Annotated in this window: 18 protein-coding genes; 11 read left to right on the top strand and 7 right to left on the bottom strand. The window is 71.0% G+C overall.

The features are described 5' to 3' along the window. Positions 1–201: 201 nt before the first annotated feature. Complete coding sequence (locus ACQP2Y_RS43445; RefSeq protein WP_433722334.1) at positions 202–1170, bottom strand: aldo/keto reductase; 969 nt, start codon at positions 1168–1170, stop codon at positions 202–204. A gap of 117 nt (positions 1171–1287) precedes the next feature. On the opposite strand from ACQP2Y_RS43445, the gene ACQP2Y_RS43440 reads away from it, so the two are divergent. The 4 genes from ACQP2Y_RS43440 (at position 1288) to ACQP2Y_RS43425 (ending at position 4240) form a co-directional block, all read left to right on the top strand. Beyond that, the gene (locus ACQP2Y_RS43440; RefSeq protein WP_433722332.1) at positions 1288–1590 is read left to right on the top strand and encodes a GNAT family N-acetyltransferase; all 303 of its coding nucleotides are present in this window, start codon (positions 1288–1290) and stop codon (positions 1588–1590) included. Positions 1591–1669: 79 nt separating this feature from the next. Beyond that, a complete protein-coding gene (locus tag ACQP2Y_RS43435; protein WP_433722330.1) occupies positions 1670–2431 on the top strand; it encodes a phosphodiesterase in 762 nt (253 codons plus the stop codon). Positions 2432–2509: 78 nt separating this feature from the next. Then, positions 2510–2875, top strand: a complete 366-nt coding sequence (locus tag ACQP2Y_RS43430) for a VOC family protein (RefSeq protein WP_360545537.1) — start codon at positions 2510–2512, stop codon at positions 2873–2875. A 141-nt stretch (positions 2876–3016) separates the two neighbouring features. Then, positions 3017–4240 (top strand): GAF domain-containing sensor histidine kinase, encoded by a 1224-nt coding sequence (locus ACQP2Y_RS43425; RefSeq protein WP_433722327.1) that lies wholly within the window; start codon positions 3017–3019, stop codon positions 4238–4240. A gap of 92 nt (positions 4241–4332) precedes the next feature. Here the strand turns inward: ACQP2Y_RS43425 and ACQP2Y_RS43420 are convergent, their stop codons facing one another. The 3 genes from ACQP2Y_RS43420 to ACQP2Y_RS43410 form a co-directional block, all read right to left on the bottom strand. Beyond that, the gene (locus tag ACQP2Y_RS43420) at positions 4333–6768 is read right to left on the bottom strand and encodes a bifunctional polysaccharide deacetylase/glycosyltransferase family 2 protein (protein ID WP_433722325.1); all 2436 of its coding nucleotides are present in this window, start codon (positions 6766–6768) and stop codon (positions 4333–4335) included. Continuing rightward, entirely contained in the window at positions 6765–7667 is a 903-nt protein-coding gene (locus tag ACQP2Y_RS43415) for a hypothetical protein (RefSeq protein ID WP_433722323.1), read from the bottom strand. Before ACQP2Y_RS43415 ends, ACQP2Y_RS43420 begins: the two co-directional genes overlap by 4 nt. A gap of 704 nt (positions 7668–8371) precedes the next feature. Then, positions 8372–10018 (bottom strand): dolichyl-phosphate-mannose--protein mannosyltransferase, encoded by a 1647-nt coding sequence (locus tag ACQP2Y_RS43410; RefSeq protein WP_433722321.1) that lies wholly within the window; start codon positions 10016–10018, stop codon positions 8372–8374. A 25-nt stretch (positions 10019–10043) separates the two neighbouring features. Here ACQP2Y_RS43410 and rsmI point away from each other — a divergent pair, with 25 nt between their 5' ends. After that, positions 10044–10889 carry a 16S rRNA (cytidine(1402)-2'-O)-methyltransferase gene (gene rsmI, locus ACQP2Y_RS43405; protein ID WP_433732333.1) on the top strand — a complete coding sequence of 282 codons (846 nt, stop codon included), beginning with the start codon at positions 10044–10046 and terminating at the stop codon, positions 10887–10889. Here rsmI and ACQP2Y_RS43400 read toward each other — a convergent pair. Continuing rightward, positions 10879–12252, bottom strand: coding sequence for a hypothetical protein (locus ACQP2Y_RS43400; protein ID WP_433722319.1), 1374 nt, complete (start codon positions 12250–12252; stop codon positions 10879–10881). The two genes, rsmI and ACQP2Y_RS43400, sit on opposite strands and share 11 nt — an antisense overlap. A 109-nt stretch (positions 12253–12361) precedes the next feature. On the opposite strand from ACQP2Y_RS43400, the gene metG reads away from it, so the two are divergent. Further along, on the top strand, positions 12362–14158 hold the full coding sequence (metG, locus tag ACQP2Y_RS43395) for a methionine--tRNA ligase (RefSeq protein ID WP_433722317.1): 1797 nt from the start codon (positions 12362–12364) through the stop codon (positions 14156–14158). Between the two features lie 155 nt (positions 14159–14313). After that, on the top strand, positions 14314–15516 hold the full coding sequence (locus ACQP2Y_RS43390; protein WP_433722315.1) for a PKD domain-containing protein: 1203 nt from the start codon (positions 14314–14316) through the stop codon (positions 15514–15516). Positions 15517–15547: 31 nt separating this feature from the next. Here the strand turns inward: ACQP2Y_RS43390 and ACQP2Y_RS43385 are convergent, their stop codons facing one another. Further along, positions 15548–16582 (bottom strand): hypothetical protein, encoded by a 1035-nt coding sequence (locus ACQP2Y_RS43385; RefSeq protein ID WP_433722313.1) that lies wholly within the window; start codon positions 16580–16582, stop codon positions 15548–15550. Between the two features lie 77 nt (positions 16583–16659). On the opposite strand from ACQP2Y_RS43385, the gene ACQP2Y_RS43380 reads away from it, so the two are divergent. Then, entirely contained in the window at positions 16660–17571 is a 912-nt protein-coding gene (locus ACQP2Y_RS43380) for a TatD family hydrolase (RefSeq protein WP_433722311.1), read from the top strand. Here ACQP2Y_RS43380 and ACQP2Y_RS43375 read toward each other — a convergent pair whose 3' ends face one another. After that, on the bottom strand, positions 17572–17991 hold the full coding sequence (locus tag ACQP2Y_RS43375; RefSeq protein ID WP_433722309.1) for a hypothetical protein: 420 nt from the start codon (positions 17989–17991) through the stop codon (positions 17572–17574). 81 nt (positions 17992–18072) lie between these two features. On the opposite strand from ACQP2Y_RS43375, the gene rsmA reads away from it, so the two are divergent. The 3 genes from rsmA to ACQP2Y_RS43360 are packed head-to-tail and all read left to right on the top strand — an operon-like array spanning position 18073 to position 20485. Beyond that, positions 18073–18972: a 16S rRNA (adenine(1518)-N(6)/adenine(1519)-N(6))-dimethyltransferase RsmA gene (gene rsmA / locus ACQP2Y_RS43370; protein ID WP_433722307.1), complete on the top strand. Its 900-nt coding sequence runs from the start codon at positions 18073–18075 to the stop codon at positions 18970–18972. Further along, positions 18969–19541, top strand: a complete 573-nt coding sequence (locus tag ACQP2Y_RS43365) for a Uma2 family endonuclease (RefSeq protein ID WP_433722305.1) — start codon at positions 18969–18971, stop codon at positions 19539–19541. Before rsmA ends, ACQP2Y_RS43365 begins: the two co-directional genes overlap by 4 nt. Beyond that, positions 19538–20485 carry a 4-(cytidine 5'-diphospho)-2-C-methyl-D-erythritol kinase gene (locus ACQP2Y_RS43360; RefSeq protein ID WP_433722303.1) on the top strand — a complete coding sequence of 316 codons (948 nt, stop codon included), beginning with the start codon at positions 19538–19540 and terminating at the stop codon, positions 20483–20485. The genes ACQP2Y_RS43365 and ACQP2Y_RS43360 overlap by 4 nt, the downstream gene beginning before the upstream one ends. Position 20486 lies beyond the last annotated feature (1 nt).

The following is a 20486-nucleotide window of genomic DNA, read 5'->3' as shown; positions in this document are numbered from 1 at the left end:
ACAATGGACCGTCGGGTGTGCGCCATGCCATCCCCCGTGTTGTGGACGGCCGCCCGGTGCGCCGCCATCGACCGATGAGGATGCCATGTGCGGGCGGCGCCGTGGGGGCACGTTGCCGAGTTGCCGCCGGCCACCAGCGCCCATGACCGTGGCGGTGGCCAGGATCACGCTCAGGGCCGGGAGATCATCGGCGCGTACGGGTCACCACCAGTAGTTGTCCTGAGGGGTGTACGGCTTCTCCAGGTCGCCGATCTCATCTTCTGTCAGCGTGAGAGCCAGCGCCGCCGTGGCGTCCTTCAAGTGGTTCGGCTTTGTCGCGCCCACGATCGGGCATGAGACGACCGGCTTGGCGAGGACCCAGGCCAGCGCCACCTGGGCCATGGGCACAGCGCGGGCCTCCGCGACCTTCTGGATGGCGTCCACGACCGGCTTGTCGGCGTCGCGGTCGAATGACGTCGCGACGGTGTCCGACGATGACCGGGCCGTCTGTTCGCCCCACGGGCGGGTCGCCCGGCCCTTCGCCAGCGGGGAGTACGGGGTCAGCCCCACACCCTCATCGAGGCACATCGGGATCATGTCCCGCTCCTCCTCGCGCTTCAGGACGTTGTACTGGTCCTGCATCGCCGCGAAGGTCGTCCAGCCGTTCCGGGTGGCCGTGTGTTGCATCTTGGCGAACTGCCACGCCCACATCGAGGATGCGCCGAGGTAGCGGACCTTTCCCGCGGTCACCAGGTCGTGCAAAGTCGCCATGGTCTCCTCGGCCGGTGTTTCCGGGTCGAAGCGGTGGAGGTAGTAGACGTCGATGTAGTCGGTGCCGAGCCGGCGCAGGGAGGCTTCGACCTGTTCCAGGATCGCCTTGCGGGACAGGCCGCTGCCGCCCGGTCCCTCATGCATTTTTCCGCTGACCTTGGTGGCGAGCACGATGTCCTCGCGGCGGGCGAACCGGCTGATCGCCCGCCCGACGAACTCCTCCGACGTGCCGCCCTGGTAGACGTTCGCGGTGTCCCAGAACGTGACGCCCAGCTCGACGGCCTGCCGGAAGAACACGGCTGCCGCGTCCTCGTCCAGCGTCCACCGGTGCATGCCGGCGCCCGGGTCGCCGTAGCTCATGCAGCCCAGGCCGATCCGGCTCACGCGCAGGCCGGTGCGGCCGAGTCGGGTGTATTCCATGTGCTGCCTCTCCCGCGGTGGTGTGCCGTCGTGGCTCAGCTTGAGCCTTCCACGCCGACTGTGCACGTGGACTGAAGTCCCGTGCCCGTCCGGCACCGGCCGTGCTTGGATGTCAGGATGACGTTCACGGTGACCGACGTGCCCGAGCGGGAGCGCTTCGAGGCCCATGACGAGGCGGACGCGCTGGCCGGTGTGCTCACCTACCAGCTGACCGGCAGCATCATCGCCTACACCCACACCAAGGTCGATCCGCAGTTCGAGGGCAAGGGCGTCGGCTCGGCCCTGGCCCGGGCGGCGATGGACGACGCGCGGAGCAAGGGCCGGACCGTCGTGCCGATCTGCCCTTTCCTGAGCGGGTGGCTGGAGAAGCATCCCGAATACGAGGCGATCGTGGCCCGGTCGACCCGCAAGGTGAAATAGAAATGGCGTCCTGTTTTTGACGCTGTAGGAGTTACGACCGATCGGTTGCCCGGCGCCACTTGCGCCGGATCATGGGCGCATGACGACGTTCATCGCTCAGCTGAGCGACTCGCACATCACCACCGGGGCGCTCGGGGCCGGGCCCGCCACCGGCCTCCAGCTGGCTCTCGCCCGGGTCATGGGACTCGACCCGCGGCCCGACTGTGTCGTCATCACCGGCGATCTCACCGATCACGGCCGGCCCGACGAGTACGTGGCGCTCAAGGAGATCATCGGCGATTTTCCGCTGCCGTTGCACCTGGTGACCGGCAACCATGACTGCCGCGGGCCGCTGCTCGATGTTTTCGGCGGCCAGCCCTACTACGCGGTCGATTATCCCGAGTTCACCCTCGTCGCTCTGGATTCGCTGGTGGAGGGCTCGCCGGCCGGGCGGCTCGGTGCCGCTCAGCTCTCCTGGCTCGATGACATGCTGCGGCGCCGGCCTGACGTACCGGCTCTGATCGGTCTGCACCATCCGCCCATGCCGGTCGGCATCCGGTTTCTCGACGGCATGCGGCTGCTCGACGGTGAGGCGTTGCGCGAGGTCGTCACCGGGCACGGCAATGTCGCCCGGGTGATGGCCGGGCATGTGCACCGGCCCATCACCGCCGCCTTCGCCGGCAGCGTGCTCACCGTCGCGCCGAGTCTGTGGCGGCAGACCGGGCTGTTGCTCAACTCCGACGCGCCGCCCGGCTATCTGGCCGAGCCCACCGGGTTCCTGTTGCACATGATCGAGGGTGATGATTGCGTTACCCACACCGTGCAGGTCAGTCACGCCGCTGCTCTGCTCGGCGCATACTGACTGCCGCTCGGCGCACGGGGATCAAGGAATGTCGTACCCCGGAGATACGGTCTAGGTGGGCTGGGAGAGGGGCTGACCATGATCGACCATGTTGTCCTCGGGGTGCACCACATCGACGACAGTCGGCACTTCTACGAAAACGCGCTGCGCCCGCTCGGGGTCAAGGTCCTGGTGCAGGAGCCCGAGCTGGTCGGTTTCGGCGACGACAGCGGCAAGCCGTTCTTCTGGCTGGCCCTGCGGGAGCCGTCGCACCGGGTGCACGTGGCCTTCACCGCGCCGGACCGGGCCGCGGTCGACGCCTTCCACGCCGCCGCGCTGCACTCCGGCGGGGTGGACAACGGACCGCCGGGTCTGCGGCCGGAATACCACGCCAACTACTACGGAGCCTTCGCCTTCGACGCGGACGGCAACAACATCGAGGCGGTCTGCCACCGTCCGGCCTGAGCGGAGGACGGCCTGACCGGAGGACGGCCTGAGCGGAGGACGGCCTGAGCGGAGCCCGCCCACCGGCAGCGGAAGCTGGCAAAAAGGGCGCATTGCTACTTTCGGGTGGTATTCCTGGAGTGTCTCCAGGAGGTGACAGTCATGCCAGCACCCCTGCCCGGCAACGAAGCCGACCGGCTCGCCGCCCTCTACGAACTGCACGTGCTCGACACCGCCCCCGAGAGCGACTTCGACGACATCGTCAAGCTCGCCTCGACGGTCTGTGGCGTGCCGATGTCGCTGGTCAGCCTCATCGACATCGATCGCCAGTGGTTCAAGGCCAAGATCGGCACCGATCTCACCGAGACGCCGCGCGACCTGTCGTTCTGCGGTCACGCCATCCTCGGCAAGGACGTGCTCGTGGTGCCCGACGTCCGCGACGACCCGCGGTTCGCCGACAATCCCGTGGCCGGCTCACACCAGGGCATCCGGTTCTACGCCGGGGCGCCGCTGATCACCAGCGACGGCTTCGCCCTCGGCACCCTGTGCGTGATGGACTCCCAGCCCCGCAAGCTCGACGTCGAGCAGGTGCAGGCGCTGCGGGCGCTGGCCCGGCAGGTCACCTCGCAGCTCGAGCTGCGCCGGTATGCGAGCGCCCTGGCCAACACCACCGCCCGCCTGCAGGAGCTGGAACGCCGCAAGGACGACCTGGCCGGCCTCGTCGGCGGGGAGCTGCGGGCGCCACTGCGGCTGATGCGGTCGTACCTGGCCGATCTCGGCCACACCGGCCACCACGACGCCGAGCTGGCCGACCTCGTCGGCCGGGCCACCGCGGCGCACGTACGCGGGTTCAGCGACCTGCTGGACCACCTGGGCTCGATGGCCGAGGTCGGCAGCGGCGCGGACAGCCTGCACATGCGCCAGATCGACCTGACCCGGCTGACCCAGCGGGCCGTCGAGGCGATCCGGCCGATCGCGGCGACCAAACAGATCTGGATCCTCAACCAGGCCGGCGGCCCGTCGCTGCCGATCATCGCGGATCCGGTACGCCTGGAGCAGGTCCTCATGCACCTGCTGTTCGCGGCGGTCAAGTACACACCGACCGGTGGCCGGGTCCGGGTCGGCACGGAGATCGAGTCCGGTCCCACCGTGCGGCTCGACGACATGGACATGCCGGACGGGATGCGCCCTGACCTGTTCCCGCACCTGTACTACGGCGCGATCGCCAACCCGGCGGTCCTGCACGGCCCGGACCAGGGTCTGGCCGTCGCCAAGCGGGTCCTCGACGCCCACCACGCGACGGTGGCGCTCTCCGACCGCCCCGGTGACGGAACCTCGCTGCACGTCGTCTTCCCGTTCGCCGAACGCGAGCTGGTCGACGCCTGACCCGGAGCACGGCCTGAAAAACAGCAGGCCAGAACGACGACGGGGTCCCGCACCCGCCCGGCTGCAGTTCGGGCGGGTGCGGGACCCTTTTCTCATGCCCCGCGGGTAACCACAGGGCCGGAACCGCCGCCCGGGGGCGAGCCGGCTGACGGCAGGTCTTCGGGTTCCCAGGGCGCCGGTGCCTGACTCGGCACCGGCGGTCGGGCGGTGGCGCGGCCCGTCGCCGGATGGTGCGGGTCGCTGACCTGGCCCAGCACCGGCGGCCAGGTGTCGACGGCCGGGGCGATGCCCTGGCTGGGCCCGGCGGGTGGGATCGAGGGGATCATCGGGGCCTCCGCGGCGAGGTCGCGCGCACCGGTGAGTCCGGCGCGGTGCAGTTTGTGCCAGCGCAGCCGGCCGCCGGTCATGGCGGTCACCGCGGACTGGATCAACACCAGGTACATCAGCTGCCGGTACGCGAACTGTTGCAGCGGCAGGCGCCACAGCGGACGCAGCGACTCGTTGTCGAAGCGGAACGCCACGGCCGCGGTGAACAGCTGCAGGGCCAGCATCAGCCCCCAGGCGATCATCGTCGCGCTGAGTTCCCAGAAGACCAGGCCGTACAGCAGCATGATGTCGACGACCGGGGCCAGCAGCGGCAGCGCCACCCCGAACAGGGCCAGGAACGGCAGCCCGACCCGGCCGAAGCGCCCCGAGTCGCCGGAGTCGGTCAGCGCCCGGCGGTGCTTCCACATCGCCTGCATGGTCCCGTAGCTCCACCGGTACCGCTGGCGGTAGAGCTGCTCCAGCGTCGCCGGCGCCTCGGTCCAGGCCTTGGCCCGCTCCTCGTAGACGACCCGCCAGCCGGCCCGGCACAGCGCCATCGTCACGTCGGTGTCCTCGGCCAGCGTCTCGTCGCTGATCCCGCCGACCTGGGCCAGCGCCGCACGGCGGAAGGCGCCGATCGCGCCGGGCACGGTCGGCATGCAGTTGAGCACCTCGTACAGGCGGCGGTCGAGGTTGAAGCCGATCACGTACTCGATGTGCTGCCAGGCCGCGACCAGCGTCTCCCGGTTGCCGACCTTGACGTTGCCGGCCACCGCGCCCACCGCCGGGCTGGCGAACGGCTGCACCAGCATCCGGATCGAGTCCGGCTCGAAGATGGTGTCGCCGTCAACGGTGACGATGATGTCGTGCCGGGCCAGCGCGATCCCGGTGTTGAGGGCGTTGGCCTTGCCGCCGTTGGGCACCCGGATGACCCGCACGTTGGGCAGGCCGAGCCGTTCGACGATCGCGGCGGTGCCGTCGGTCGAACCGTCGTCGACGACCACCACCTCGATGTCCGGGTAGTCACCGCCGGCCAGGGACCGGACGGCGGCCTCGATGCCCTCCTTCTCGTTGTAGGCGGGCACGATGATCGAGACCGGTTCGGTGACCGGCGGACCCCAGGACCAGCCCGGCTTGCGGCGCTGCCGGGCGTGCCGGGTGGCGAGGGCGAGAAGCAATGCCGTACGGGCGATGGTCAGCAGCCCGACCACCAGGAACAGTCCGGCCAGGGCCCACACCAGGCCGTCGGCCAGCCGTACGGTCCAGAGCAGTCCCGTCCCGCGCAGCTTGTCCGTGCTGCTGGCCTCGGGGTTGACCGGCAGCAGCGGCACCGCCGCGGCTGCGTCCTTGCGCTGGTCCGCGATGGACAGGTTCAGGCCCTCGGTGACCGTGGTGAACCGGTAGCCGCGCGCCTTCATCATCGGGATGAAGACCCGCAGCGCCGCCAGCGTCTGGGACCGCTCGCCGCCCGCGTCGTGGAACAGGATGACCGCGGACGTGTCGCCTTTCGGGGTCGCGTTGCCGACGATCTGCTCGACGCCGGGGCGCTGCCAGTCCTCGCTGTCCAGGTCGTTGACCACGACCAGGTAGCCCTGCTTGCCCGCCTCCTTGACGATCCGCCAGTTCACCTCGTCGATGGCCTGCGGCTTCGAGGAGTACGGGAACCGCACGAGGTTGGTGTGCACGTTCGCGGCGCGGGCGATGGCGACCTGGGTCTGCGACAGCTCGAAGGTGCGCCGCCACGGGGCCAGCCGCTGCATGTTCGGATGGGTGAACGTGTGCAGGCCCAGCTCGTTGCCGTCGGCGGTGATCTTCCGGGTCAGCTCGGGATTGCGGGCCACCTCGGAACCGACGACGAAGAACGTGCCGTGCGCGTCGTTCTCCTTGAGCACCTGCAGGACCTTCGGCGTCCACGCCGGGTCGGGGCCGTCGTCGAAGGTCAGCGCGATGGTGCGTTCCGGCAGCCGGTTGGAGCTCTCCTGGCCGCCGGTGGTGTTGATGATCGGTCCACCGTTGCGGATGGCGGCCGGGACGCCCTCCTGGTCGCCGACCTCGGACTCGAGGTGGTCGCTGGTGAACTCGGCGTTGATGTAGGCCTGCACCACCAGCACGCCGACGAAGAGGCTGATCAGCAGCGTGCCGAGCAGGACCCGGGGGCGGGGCAGCAGCCGGCGGCGGGAGCGGCCGCGGTTGCGGTTGCGGCGGCCCGGTGGGCGGGTCACGGCGTGTCCTGGTCGCTGGGCTCCGGCTCCTCGGCGGGCTCGGCGTCGCGGGCGACGGCCACCTCGGCCCGGACAGCGACCACGGGCGCGATCTTGACGGCGACCTTGACCGCGGGCGGGGCCGGCGGGACGGGCTCCTGCTCGGCGGGCGCCTTCGTCCCGGGCTGCTCGTCCGCCGAGCTGCCGCTGCCACCGCCTTGGCCACCGCTGCTGCCACTGCCGCCACTGCCGCCACTGCCGCTGCTGCCGCTGCCGCCGCCCTGGCCGCCGCTGCCGCTGCCGGTCTGCGGGATGGTCGGCGGGGCCGGCGGCTTCGGGGGCACCGGCGCGACCGGCGGCGGAGGCGGCGTCGTCGGTTCGGCGGTTTCCGTCGGTTCGACGGTGGTGGTCGGTGTGGTGGTCGTCGACTCGACCGGCTTGGGCGGGGGCCCTTTCACCGGGGTCTTCGTCGTCGTCGGCCCGGGCGCCGGCGTCCGGGCCGGCCGGGAGCTGGCGGTGCCGCGCGGCGTGACCGCCCGCGCGTGCCGTGGCCCGCTGACCGGCAGTCCGCGCCGGGGCAGGACCTCCAGGATCGGCTGGGCGCTGGTCGCGGTGACGACCGGTTCGGGGGTCGGGCTCGGCCGGGCCACGACGAGGTCCTCCTCGTCCTTGCCGTCCGCGAGGTCGGGCAGGGGCAGGACGGCGCTCGAACTGACCGGTCCGCCGGCCAGGCTGACGCTGATCAGCCCCCCGTAGACCATGCAGAGGGCACCGAAGCCGTACGCGACCCGGCGCAGCATGCGACTGCGGCGGCCGGTCGAGTCCACGAACACCGGCGAGGGATGCGCGACGACGATCACCTCGGTGTCAGGCATGTCGACGTCGGCGATTGGCGGGTTTTGGGGCTCCTGCAATGTCACGCGGCGAGCTTAGGAACATCTCCGGCGATCTTGACGGCAGTCACCGGTTCTGATGACCGCCGAACGTGGGACCGGAATCAGCCGAAACGGTGAGCCTTCACGTTTGACCTGCTGAAGATGGTGTGCGTGGCATTTCCGGAGGTCTTGCTGACCTGCGGACAATGGCGCCGGGAGCAAAGGTTACGCCGTTTTTGCCGACGATTTCCTGTCGCATTCCCGACTGTCGTCCGGACCATTATCCGAATGGTTTTCACCAGCGGATAAGCACCATTAAAACCAATATAGCGCTATGTCCTTTTTGTCTCAGGCGGACGCGACGTACGCGCCTGGTCACAGTCCGATGACGACCTGCGCCAAGTTTCCCGGTAACTGAGTAAGTCCACCCGTTGTGTCCGCCATCGGCGGTCGTTAAGCTTCTTCATGCGCGCCTCTATCGCCCGCTTCCCCCGTGGCAGGCGATCGGGGCGCGCGCCTTGTCTTTGGAAGCACGCACGAGAAACGCCCGCCGCTGACCGCGACGGGCGTTTTCGCGTTTCCGGCCGAGGGTCTGTCCGGCCGGTCATGGCGGCCTGCGCCGGGCCCAGCTTCCGCCTCGCGGCGCGGTCCGAACGGCCGAATACAAACCCGGTATTCGACCGCCCGGCCCACTTGCGACGCGAAACCTGGACCTCGGCTCGGCGTCGCCATGACCGGCCGGACAGACCCTAGATCCAGCGACCGCCGAGCCACATCCGGGCCGACCAGTCGGCGTACGGGATCAGCTGCCCCACGAAGATCGGATAGAAGTACGCGAAGCAGAGCGCGACCAGCAACACATAGACGCCTGCCACCACCGTGCCGACCAGCTGTCTGTCCGTGCGTCCCGCGCCCGTGGCCGTCCCTTCCGGTGGCGTCATGATCGCGCCGAGCACGTAGACGACGGCCAGGATCAGGAACGGCAGCGCCGGCAGCACGTAGAAGGCGAACATGGTCCGTCCGTCGGCCACCGCGAAGTAGAACCACGGGAGCAGGCCGGCCACCACGCCCGTACCGATGGCGAAGGCCCGCCAGTCCCGCCGGGCGATGCCGAACCAGACCAGCGCGCCCAGCGCGGGCAGGAACGACCACCACAGAATGGGCGTGCCCAGCAGCAGGATCTCCGCCGCGCAGCTCGGGGCCCCGCAGCTGCCGTTGCCGTTCCAGTAGAACGCCACCGGGCGGCCCAGCAGCAGCCACTGCCACGGCCAGGACTGGTACACGTGCCGGTCGGTCAGTCCGCTGTGGAAGTTGTACGCCTCGGAGTGGTAGTGCAGCAGGTTCAGCAGCGGGCCCAGGATCGGCGGCTCGCTGAGCCCGTTCGCCTCGCGGTAGTGCCGGAAGTAGCCGGTGTCGGTGACGAACCAGCCGGTCCACGAGGCCAGGTAGAAAATGATCGTGAGCACGAAGCTCAGCACCAGGTAACCGAGGTCGCCGACCAGGCCGCGCCGCACCGGGCGGCGTACGCCCGCAGAGCGCCGCGCCTGGGCCCGCCACACGATCACCAGCAGCCCGTAGAAGGGCGCGAAGAACAGCGCACTCCACTTGACGCCGCAGGCCAGCCCGAAGAGCACCCCGGCCGCGAGCAGCCACCAGGGGAAGACGCGGGGCAGGCCACGGGCGGTCGCCGGGTCGTAGCCGTTCTCCAGGGCCCTCAGCCAGCGCCGGCGGTAATGGTCGCGGTCCAGCACCAGCGCCCCGAACGTCGCCAGGATGAACAGCCCCAGGAAGATGTCGAGCAGGGACGTGCGCGACAGCACCAGCTGGAAGCCGTCGAGCGTCATCAGCAGGCCCGCGATGCCGGCCAGCACGATCGAGTGGAACAGCCGGTACGCGATCCGGATCAGGATCAGGATCATCAGGGTGCCGGCGATCGCCCCCGAGATCCGCCAGCCCAGCTCGTTGTTGCCGAACGCCTTCTCGCCGAGCGCGATCAGCCACTTGCCCAGCGGTGGGTGCACCACGTACGCGGGGCCGTTGGTCTTCTCGTCCCACTCCACGCCGTGCTGGAGCATGTCCCAGGCGTCGGTCGGGTAGTAGACCTCGTCGAAGATGTACCCCTTCGGCCGGCTCAGCCCGACCAGGCGCAGGATCGCCGCGATCGCCACGATCACCCCGGTGACCAGCCACGAGTACGGGTTCCACCACCGGTCCAGGGTCGCCAGCCGGCGGCGCACCGAGTCGGGCACACCCCCGGCGCCCGTGGCCGCCGTGGCGTCCGGTGGCTCGTCCGCAGGGATGTCTGCGCTGATCTCTGTCTCAGCTGTCGCCGAAGTCACCCCGCGATCGTAGGCTGCGGGACAAGTCCACGGCGCTCGGCGCCCGCGCGTCTTCATGTGATGGACTTCCCGGGTGGCGGAGATGGGTACGGGCCGGGTCGTGCTGGTCGGCGCGCCGCTGGGCAACGTCGGCGACGCGTCCACCAGGCTGCGCGAGGTGCTGGCGAGCGCGGACGTGGTCGCCGCGGAGGACACCCGTCGGCTGCTGCGCCTGGCCAGAGACCTGGACATCACCGTGGCCGGGCGGATCGTGTCGTATTTCGAGGGCAACGAGGAACGCCGTACCCCCGATCTGGTCACCGCCCTGCGCGACGGCGCGGTCGTCGCCGTCGTCACCGACGGCGGCATGCCCAGCGTCTCCGACCCGGGCTACCGCCTGGTCCGGGCCGCGCTGGACGCCGGCTTCCCGGTCACCGCCGCCCCCGGACCCAGCGCCGTGACCACCGCCCTGGCGCTCTCCGGGCTGCCCAGCGACCGGTTCTGCTTCGAGGGTTTCCTGCCGCGCAGCGGCTCGGGCCGCCGGTCCCGGCTGCGCGAGCTCGCCGCCGAGCCCCGCACGCTGGTCTTCTTCGAGGCGCCGCACCGGATCTCGGCGGCGCTGACCGACCTGGCGGGCGCGTTCGGCGCCGAGCGCGAGGCGGCGGTCTGCCGCGAGCTGACCAAGACCTACGAGGAGATCCGCCGCGGCCCGCTGGGCGAGCTGGCGGCCTGGTCGGCCGAGGCCGAACCGCGCGGGGAGATCACCGTGGTGGTGGCGGGGGCGCCCGCCGGGCCGGCCGAGCGGCCGGCCGACGAGGATCTGCGCGCGGCGGTCGTCGAGCGCGAGGCCGCGGGCGAGTCACGGCGCGACGCGATCCAGGCCGTGGCCGACATGTACGGGCTGCGCAAGCGCGACGTGTACGCGCTCGTGCACACCGTCAGTAAGTGACGTAGAGGAAACCGGCGAGCAGGACCAGCGGACCGGCCAGGCTGACCAGCAGCGCCCCACGTCGCGCGCGGGCCGTCTCCAGCCGCCGGGCCCCGGTCAGCGCGGCGATACCCAGGCCGCAGAGCAGCACCAGCACGAAGCTCAGCGCCCAGCGCAGGTGCACCAGCACGCCGGTGTCACCCACGTACGCCTGTCGGCTGTCACTGCTGACCATCCGGGCCGGCGCGCTCGTCCCGGGCGCCTGCCGGGCCGGCTCGATGCCGAACAGAGCCAGCCGGTCCACCCGGTAGGTGCCGTTCGCGGCGGTGAACTGGCCGGTGCAGCGCTGGCTGACCCCCGACCCGGTGCACCGGGTGACCGTCGCGGAACCCCGGTCGCCGTGCCCGACGGCCAGCCAGAACGGCTCGGCGCTGACCCAGGCGAAGAAGGCGGCGATCAGCCCGAGGGCGAGCAGCCCGAACAGACCGGCGGCGGGACGGCGAGGCTCCGGCGCGCGACGGCGGGCCCGCTGCCGGACCTCGGTGACCTTCTCGTGGGCCTCGGCCGGCGGTGCGGACAGCGCGCGGCGTTCCTCCTCGGCCTTCCAGAACGGGGACGTCTCGAGCAGCGCGGCGGTGCGCTCCTGGCGTACCCGGTCCTGCAGGGCCCGGTCGGCCCGGGCCGGATCGTGCCGGGTGCGGCCGAGCCGGGACAGCCCGGAGGCCGGCTGGCCGGGCACCGCGTTGCGGTCCAGGGCCACGGTGGGCCGGTTGCGGTCCGGCTCCGGCAGGACCATCACCTCGGGGGTTTCGGCCTGCGTCGGCTCCACCGGTACGGCGGCGAGCGCGTCGACGATCGTGGTCTCCCGCTCGGGCTCGGCGGGGCGGACCCGGTTGCGGGTGGCGTAGACGGTGCCTTCGCCGGTGGTGTTGAAGCGCTCGGCGTCCACCCGGTCGTGGTTCTGCTCGGTGGCCTTGTCACTCTCCGGGCGGGCGTCCCCGGCCTTGGCGGGGGTGGGCTGCTTCTGCTCGAGCGGCTTCGGCTGGGGTTGGGCGTGTCGCGGGGTTGCCGGCTCGCGGACCTCGGGCTCGGCGGTCGCCTGGCGGGGGGCTTCGCCGGTGAGGGCCGCGCGTACGTCCTCGGCGCCGGCCCGGTGGGCCTCGGCCTCGCCGGTGTGCTGGGCCGCCTGCGGCGGGTCCAGGGTCGGCGTCGCGGACGACGCAGCCGCGGCAGCGGTGGCCGGGGTGGTCCGCCGGCGCTGGGCGCGGGGATCGGCGGCGTCCTGGTCGTCGGCGCGCCACCAGGGAGAGGCGGGGTCCGCGTGCGACCACGGGCTGCCGTCGTCGCGGGATGTTTCCCCAGGCTGTGGCGCGTCACCCGTCATGACTCCCATTGGACTACGGCTTCCGGCGGCGATCAGGGAGATGTAGGGCGTGTCGGGACAAAAAGGGCGGCCCGCAGGCCGGCAGCCGAGGTCACTACGCTTGGTACCCATGAGTCACGTTCTCGCCGCGGTCGCCTGGCCCTACGCCAACGGCCCGCGCCACATCGGTCATGTCTCCGGCTTCGGGGTGCCCTCCGACGTTTTCAGCCGGTACATGCGGATGTCCGGGCACGACGTGCTCATGGTCTCGGGGACCGACGAGCACGGCACGCCGATCCAGGTCCAGGCCGACGCGGACGGGGTGACGCCCCGTGAGCTCGCCGACCGCTACAACCGGGTGATCGTCGAGGACCTGCACGGCCTCGGCCTGTCCTACGACCTGTTCACCCGGACCACCACCGGCAACCACTACGCCGTCGTGCAGGAGCTGTTCACCGGCCTGCACGCCAACGGCTACATCGTCGCCAAGACGACGCTGGGCGCGATCTCGCCGTCCACCGGCCGCACCCTGCCGGACCGCTACATCGAGGGCACCTGTCCGATCTGCGGTTACGAGAGCGCCCGCGGCGACCAGTGCGACAACTGCGGCAACCAGCTCGACCCGGAGCAGCTGATCAACCCCCGCTCCCGGATCAACGGCGAGACCCCGCAGTTCGTCGAGACCGAGCACTTCTTCCTCGACCTGCCGGCGTTCGCCCAGTCGCTGGGCAAGTGGCTGGACGCGCGGGAGGGCTGGCGCCCCAACGTGCTGAAGTTCTCCCGCAACCTGCTCGACGACCTGCAGCCGCGGGCGATCACCCGGGACCTCGAGTGGGGCATCCCGATCCCGCTCGACGGCTGGCGGGACCGCCCGGACAAGCGCATCTACGTGTGGTTCGACGCGGTCATCGGCTACCTGTCGGCGTCGATCGAGTGGGCCCGCCGGTCCGGTGACCCGGAGGCGTGGCGGCAGTGGTGGTCCGCCGACGCGCAGGGCAAGGACGCGCTCGGCTACTACTTCATGGGCAAGGACAACATCGTCTTCCACTCGGTGATCTGGCCGTCGCTGCTGCTCGGCTACTCGGGCGCGGGTGACAAGGGCGGCCGGCCCGGCTCGCTGGGCACGCTCAACCTGCCCACCGAGGTCGTCTCCAGCGAGTATCTGACGATGGAGGGCCGCAAGTTCTCCTCGTCGCGCAAGGTCGTCATCTACGTCCGCGACTTCCTGGAGCGCTACGACGCCGACGCCCTGCGCTATTTCATCGCGGCCGCCGGCCCGGAGTCCAACGACACCGACTTCACCTGGGCCGAGTTCGTCCGGCGCAACAACGACGAGCTGGTCGCCGGCTGGGGCAACCTGGTCAACCGGTCGATCTCGATGGCCGCGAAGAACTTCGGCGCCATCCCGCCGCTCGCCGACCCGCAGGAGGAGGACCTCACGCTGCTCGCTTCGGTGCGTGCGGGCTTCACCAGCGTCGGTGAGCTGATCGGCAAGCACCGGCAGAAGGCCGCGATCGGCGAGGCCATGCGCCTGGTCGCCGAGGCCAACAAGTACCTCTCCGACCAGGCGCCGTGGAAGCTCAAGGACGAGGCGTCCAAGCCGCGGATGGGCACCATCCTGGCCACCGCGTTGCAGGCCATCAGCGACCTGAACACGCTGCTGACCCCGTTCCTGCCGCACTCCGCGCAGAAGGTGCACGAGCTGCTCGGCGGCACCGGGGTGCACGCGCCGATGCCGTCCATCGTGGAGGTCGACGACCTCGACGGCGGCCCGGGCTATCCGGTCCTCACCGGCGACTACACGGTCGGCGCCCGGTGGGAGTCGGTGCCGCTGGTGGCCGGCACGCCGCTGGCCGCGCCGAAGCCGGTCTTCCGCAAGCTGGACCCCTCGGTGGTCGAGGAGGAGCTCGAGCGCCTGGGTTCCTGACCCTTTATCGGATTGATCAACCTTGTGGTTGTCGGGTACCTTCGGCGCGAGCCACGGGGGATACGCAAGCGTTTCATCGGTACGGCGGCGTTCTGACGCTGTCGCCGTACCGGTGACGCTTCTCCTTCGTGCGGTCTTCCCCTCGAAGGAGCTTGATGAACTCACGTCTCACGCGTCCGCTGCTGGCGTTCGCGATCAGCGGTGCCCTGGTGGCCGGTGGCAGTCTGGTCGGCGGGCCCGCCTCGGCCGAACCCGTTGCCCCGCAGCCGGGGTCGACGGACGCCGCGTCGGTGCAGGACGAGCCGACGCCGGACCCGACCGTTCCCGCGCCGGACCCGACGGACACCGTGGAGCCCGCGCCGGACCCGACCGACACCGTGGAGCCCGCGCCGGACCCGACGGACACTGTCGAGCCTGTGCCGGACCCGGCCGACACGGCCGCCCCGGTCGGCAAGTTCGCGCTCAACTCGCGGGCGCTGTGGATCGGTCAGTCGGTCAGCCTCACCCAGGGTGCGGTCACCGACGACACCACCCCCGCCGAGCAGGTCACCCGCACCGCCACCTGGGGTGACGGCACGTCGACCACGCTGGCGGCGGACACGGCGCAGTACACCCACAAGTACACCGCCAACGGCAAGTTCACGGTCACGGTGACCTACCAGGACGCCGCCGGCAACAGCAGCAAGGCCACGTCGACCGTCACCATCACGACGCCGGGCAAGTTCAAGTTCAGCAAGACCACCGTCTGGGCGCACGAGCCGTTCTCGGTCACCTTCTCCAACGTGCCCAACGGCACCACGAAGATCGTCTTCGACCAGGGCGACGGCTGGGTGGAGACGCTCACGGGCAAGAACCAGAGCGCCTGGCTCTACTACTACACCCGCAAGAACGGCAGCTACATCAAGGGATCCGTCACGTCGCGGGCGACCTTCTACAACAAGTACGGCGCCTCGTCGGCCATCGTGGTCGGCAAGGTCACGGTCAAGCAGGACGGCTGGAAGCCCACCACCACCGTCAAGAAGCCGAAGAACAGCAACCGGATCAAGAGCTGGAAGTACGCCACCGGTACGGCCAAGGACAAGGGCTCCGGCGTGTACCGCGTCGCGGTGTTCGCCTCCCGCCTGACCGGCAGCAAGTTCTACTGCTACAGCTCGAACAACACGTGGAAGCTGGTCAAGACCGACGCGCAGGCCGAGAAGTACTGCGTGGCGCACTACGTGAAGGCCAAGAAGGGCAAGTGGAGCCTGCGGCTCAAGGGCGTCGCCAAGGGCACCCTGTGGGTCGACGCGTCGACCCAGGACGTGTCCAGCAACTGGGGCAAGTTCGCCACGGTCAAGGCGAAGATCACCCGCAGCTGATGTGGAACGGGGCCGGCTGGGGCCGGCCCCGTTACAGCTGGTACGGCAACTCGGCGATGTGGTGATCGGTGAGCTCCCGCATCGGCGCCCACACCTCGTACACGCCGCGCTCGTAACAGCGCGCACCCACCGCGGCCACCGCGTCGGCGTCGGGCCGCACCAGCCGCAGCCGGGCCCAGCTGTCGTCGCGCTGCAACACCCAGCACGGGACATCGCGCCACAGCGCCTTCTCGGCCCGGCGGCTCAGCGTCGTCACCGGATAGCGGGCCGCGCGGGTCAGCGCCCGGGCCCGGAACTCCTCCGGCGGGTCGGCGATGGCCTGGTACTCGTGATCGTTGATCCGCCCGATCAGCCGGGCCGAGCCGGCGTCGGTGCACGGCACGTACTCGCGGTCCGGGCTCACCCCGGGCAGCCCCTCCAGCAGGTGCCGCCAGCGCGGGCCGGCCAGCCGCAACCAGCCGTGCTGCTCCGGCTGGTACGTGTAGAGCACCACCTCGTCGCCGGTGCCCGGGTAGGCCAGCAGCTGCGCGTTGGCCGGCAGCGGCAGGTCGGCGAAGTCCGCGGTGACGAACTCCGGGATCAGGTCGTCGGTGCTCGGCGTGAAACCGGTGCCCAGCACCATCGGGCCGATCCGCGAGTGGGCCGGCAGGGCGGACAGCCCCGGCTGGACGGCGCCCATCGGGATCTCGTAGTCGCTCGGGTCGACCGCGCGCCAGCGCAGCGCGTACGCCACCTGCGGGTCGCCGGCCCCGTCCGTGCGCAGCAACGCCAGCTCATCGGGCCGGCGCAGGTGGGCGATGTCGCACGCGCGGTAGCAGAAGCCGTACGGCATCCAGCCGGCCAGGTGACCGGCGAACTGGGCGGCGGACAGCACCTTGGTCATCCGGGTGCCGCGGCGTACGGCGGCCGTGGCGCGGATCCGCTGCAGCACCACGTCGTCGCGGTGACCGGCGGACTGGGCCATCGACTGCACCCGTTCCCAGGTCAGGTCGCGGCGCAGCGGAGCCGTCAGCGGCGGCTCGAGGGGGTCGGTACCGACGTCGGCGGCCTCACCGGTCACGGTCACCAGAGCAAACTAGGCCCGGCGGGTGTACTCAGGATGAACGCCGGGTTACCCGTGGTGCTGTGTGATCCTGGACAGCGATGAACAGTTCTCAGCCATCCGAATCGCGTAAAGCCCGGGCCGCCCGGCGCGCGGGTGAGTTCCCGCCCGCGCCGGAGCCACTGGCCGTTCCGGTCTTCGACAGCCACACCCATCTCGACATCACCGTGCACGAGGCCGGCGTGCCCGGCGGCTCCGGACCGGGCGGCTCCGGCACCGACGACCCGGTGCAGGCCCTGATCGACGCCGCCGCCAAGTCCGGTGTGGACCGGCTGCTGCAGGTCGGCGTCGACGTGGCGTCCTCGGTGTGGAGCGCCGCCCTGGCCGAGCGCAACCCGTCGGTGCTGGCCGCCGTCGCCCTGCACCCGAACGAGGCGCCGCGGCTGGCCGACCTCGACGAGGCACTGCGCGAGATCGAGGCCCTCGCCGCCCAGCCCCGGGTCCGCGGCCTCGGTGAGACCGGCCTGGACACCTTCCGCACCGGCGACGACGGCCGGGCCGCCCAGGAGCTCAGCTTCCGGGCCCACATCGCCATCGCCAAGCGGTACGCCAAACCGCTGATCATCCACGACCGCGAGGCCCACGCCGACGTGCTGCGCGTGCTGGACGAGGAAGGCGCCCCGGAGGTCGTGGTGCTGCACTGCTTCTCCGGCGACGCCGACTTCGCCGCCGAGTGCGTGCGCCGCGGCTACCTGCTCAGCTTCGCCGGGACGGTCACCTTCGCCAGCGCCGGTCACCTGCGCGAGGCGGCTGCCCTCACCCCGCCCGAGCAGCTGCTGGTCGAGACGGATGCGCCGTACCTGACGCCGGTGCCGTACCGGGGGCGGCCCAACGCCTCGTACCTGATCCCGCTCACCATGCGGGCCCTGGCCGGGACCACCGGCACCGACCTGGACGCGCTCTGCGCGGCCGTCTCGGCCAACGGGGAGCGCGCCTTCGGGCCGTGGCGCTGATCAGGCCAGCGGATAGGCAGCGCAGTCGAGCTGCTCGCCCAGCCCGCCGAGCACCTTCGCGAACGCCGTGGGCGCCGCCGCCAGCGGCCCCCGGGAGACGAACCGGACCGCCCAGCGGTGCCCCGGCGCCACGTTGAAGATGCGGTAGAGCACCAGCGAGCCGCGCTCGTGCGGCTCGACGCTGGTGACGCCGCGATACCACCATTCGCCCTGCTGGGCGATCGAACGGGCGGCGCGGTCGAGGGTCACCGTGATCGTGCTGCCCTCCAGCGTGACAGTGAACTCGTCGCCCCGGGCCGGCGTCGCGGAGCCGGTCGCAGCCAGCGGCGAACGCCCACCGGGCCGGGCGTCGAGCAGTACACCGGCGACGTCGTCCGGGGCGGCTTCCACCACGCCGCGCAGCTCGAGCAGCTCCGTCATGACCTCGTTCTACCGTGTCCGGCCGGTCACCGCTGCCCCGTGGCGTCCCGTCACTCCCCGGCGGCCGTAGGCTCTGACCTCATGGCTGACGCACTGCTCGGCCCGGCGGAGATCCGGGAGCTCGCCGCGCGCCTCGGCGTCGCGCCGACCAAGAAGCTCGGCCAGAACTTCGTGCACGACCCCAACACGGTCCGCCGGATCGTCGCCGCAGCCGCACTGACCAGCGACGACGTGGTCCTGGAGGTGGGACCCGGGCTGGGCTCGCTGACGCTGGGACTGCTCGGGACGGCCGCGCACGTGCACGCCGTCGAGCTCGACCCGGTGCTCGCCGCCGCGCTGCCGGCGACCGTGGCCGAACGGGCCGATGTCGCCAAACTGACCGTGCACCACGCCGACGCGTTACGGATCCGCGCGGCCGAACTGCTCCCCGCGCCGACGATGCTGGTGGCGAACCTGCCGTACAACGTGGCAGTGCCGGTCGTGCTGCACCTGCTGGCCGAGCTGCCGACCCTGCGCGGCGGCCTGGTGATGGTGCAGAAGGAGGTCGCGGACCGGCTGGTGGCCGGCCCCGGCTCGAAGGTGTACGGCGTCCCGTCAGTCAAACTCGCCTGGTACGCCGAGGCGCGCGCGGCCGGAAAGGTCCCGCCTGCGGTGTTCTGGCCGGTGCCGAACGTGGATTCCGGCCTGGTCGCGTTCGCGGCCCGCACCCCACCCGCCGGCGTGGACCGCCGGACGGTCTTCCAGGTGGTCGACGCGGCCTTCGCCCAGCGCCGCAAGACGCTGCGGGCCGCGCTGGCCGGCTGGGCCGGCGGCGCCGGCGAGGCCGAGAAGGTCCTGGTCACTGCTGGGGTCAGCCCGCAGGCCCGGGGCGAGTCACTCTCGGTGCAGCAGTTCGCCGCGATCGCGGCTGCCGCCACCGGCCCGGGGTACGGCGGTAAGCTCAGCGCGTCCGGCAGGCGGCACGAGGAGGTGGACTCATGACGGCGGAACCCACGGGCCACGTCATGTGGACCCCGGACCCGATCAGGCAGCGCGCGGCGAACTACACGGTCGAGGACGTGTTGGATCTGCCGGATGATGCTCCTCGAGTCGAGCTCAACGATGGAGTCATGGTCGTGGTCCCCTCACCGAGTCTCGCTCATCAGGACATCGGCAATTTGTTGTGGCTGTGGTTTCGTCGGCACGCACCTGCCGGGTACCGGGCAGGCACGGCGCTCGGCGTGGCGACGGGATTCAAGAACTCGCTTGAACCCGATGTTGTTCTGCTCCGCGAGCCAGTGGCGAACAGTCATTTCTTCGATGCTGCACAGGTTGCCATCGCTGTCGAGGTGGTGTCGCCCAGCACGAGAAAGCGTGATCGCATGCAGAAACCCGTCGAGTATGCCGCGGCGGGTGTCACACATTTCTGGCGGATCGAGCACGACCCGGTGCACGTCTTCGCCTATGACCTCGGCAAGAAGGGCTACGAGCTGGTCGCCGACTCAGCGGAGGAGCTGGTGCTGACGGCGCCGTTCGAGATTCGGCTGCCGATCGCGGACATCACTCCGTGACGGAGGCGTGGGGGCCGGACGACGACAAGCCCCGCCGGTTCGCCGGCCCGGTGAAGGTCCGCGTGCCCTCGAAGATCAACTTGCACCTCGGGGTCGGTCCGCTGCGCGCCGACGGGTTCCACGAGCTGAACACGGTCTATCACGCGATCAGCCTGTTCGACGAGCTGACCGCGCGCCGTGGCGACACCCTCGCGCTGACCATGGAAGGCGAGGGCGCCGGTGAGCTCGCTCTCGACGACAGCAACCTGATCATGCGGGCCGCCCGGGCGCTGGCCGCCAAGGCGCGCGTACCCGCGTATGCCCGGTTGCACCTGCGCAAGTCGATCCCGCTCGCCGGCGGCCTGGCCGGCGGCAGCGCCGACGCGGCCGCCACCCTGCTCGCCTGCGACCTGCTCTGGGGGACCGGCTACAGCAAGGACGAGCTGGCCGAGATCGGCGCCGAGCTCGGCTCGGACGTGCCGTTCCTGCTGCACGGCGGCACGGCCCTGGGCACCGGGCACGGCGAGACCGTCAGCCCGATCCTGGCCCGGCCGACCACCTGGCACTGGGTGGTCGCCATCGCCGACGGCGGCCTGTCCACCCCCGAGGTCTACCGCGAGCTCGACCGCCTGCGCGACAGCCCGTGGCCGCCCGCAGCCCTGGAGAGCGCGGACGAGCTGATGGGCGCCCTGCGCCAGCGCAAACCCGAGGTACTCGGCGCCGCGCTCGCCAACGATCTCCAGCCGGCCGCGTTGTCGCTGCGCCCGGCCCTGGCCGACGTGCTCAAGGCCGGCTACGACGCGGGCGCGGTCGCCGGCATCGTCTCCGGCTCCGGACCCACCTGTGTGTTCCTCGCCACCGACGGCACGCACGCCGAACGGGTCGCGGCCCGCCTCAACGAGGCCGGCGTGTGCCGCACCGCCCTCACCGCGCGGGGACCGATGCCGGGAGCCCGGGTAACCTAGA

This window comes from Actinoplanes sp. CA-051413, from assembly GCF_050955795.1.
GTDB lineage: Bacteria > Actinomycetota > Actinomycetes > Mycobacteriales > Micromonosporaceae > Actinoplanes.
The sequence above is the reverse complement of the archived record's forward strand: the minus strand, read 5'-3'. Positions and strand labels throughout refer to the sequence as shown.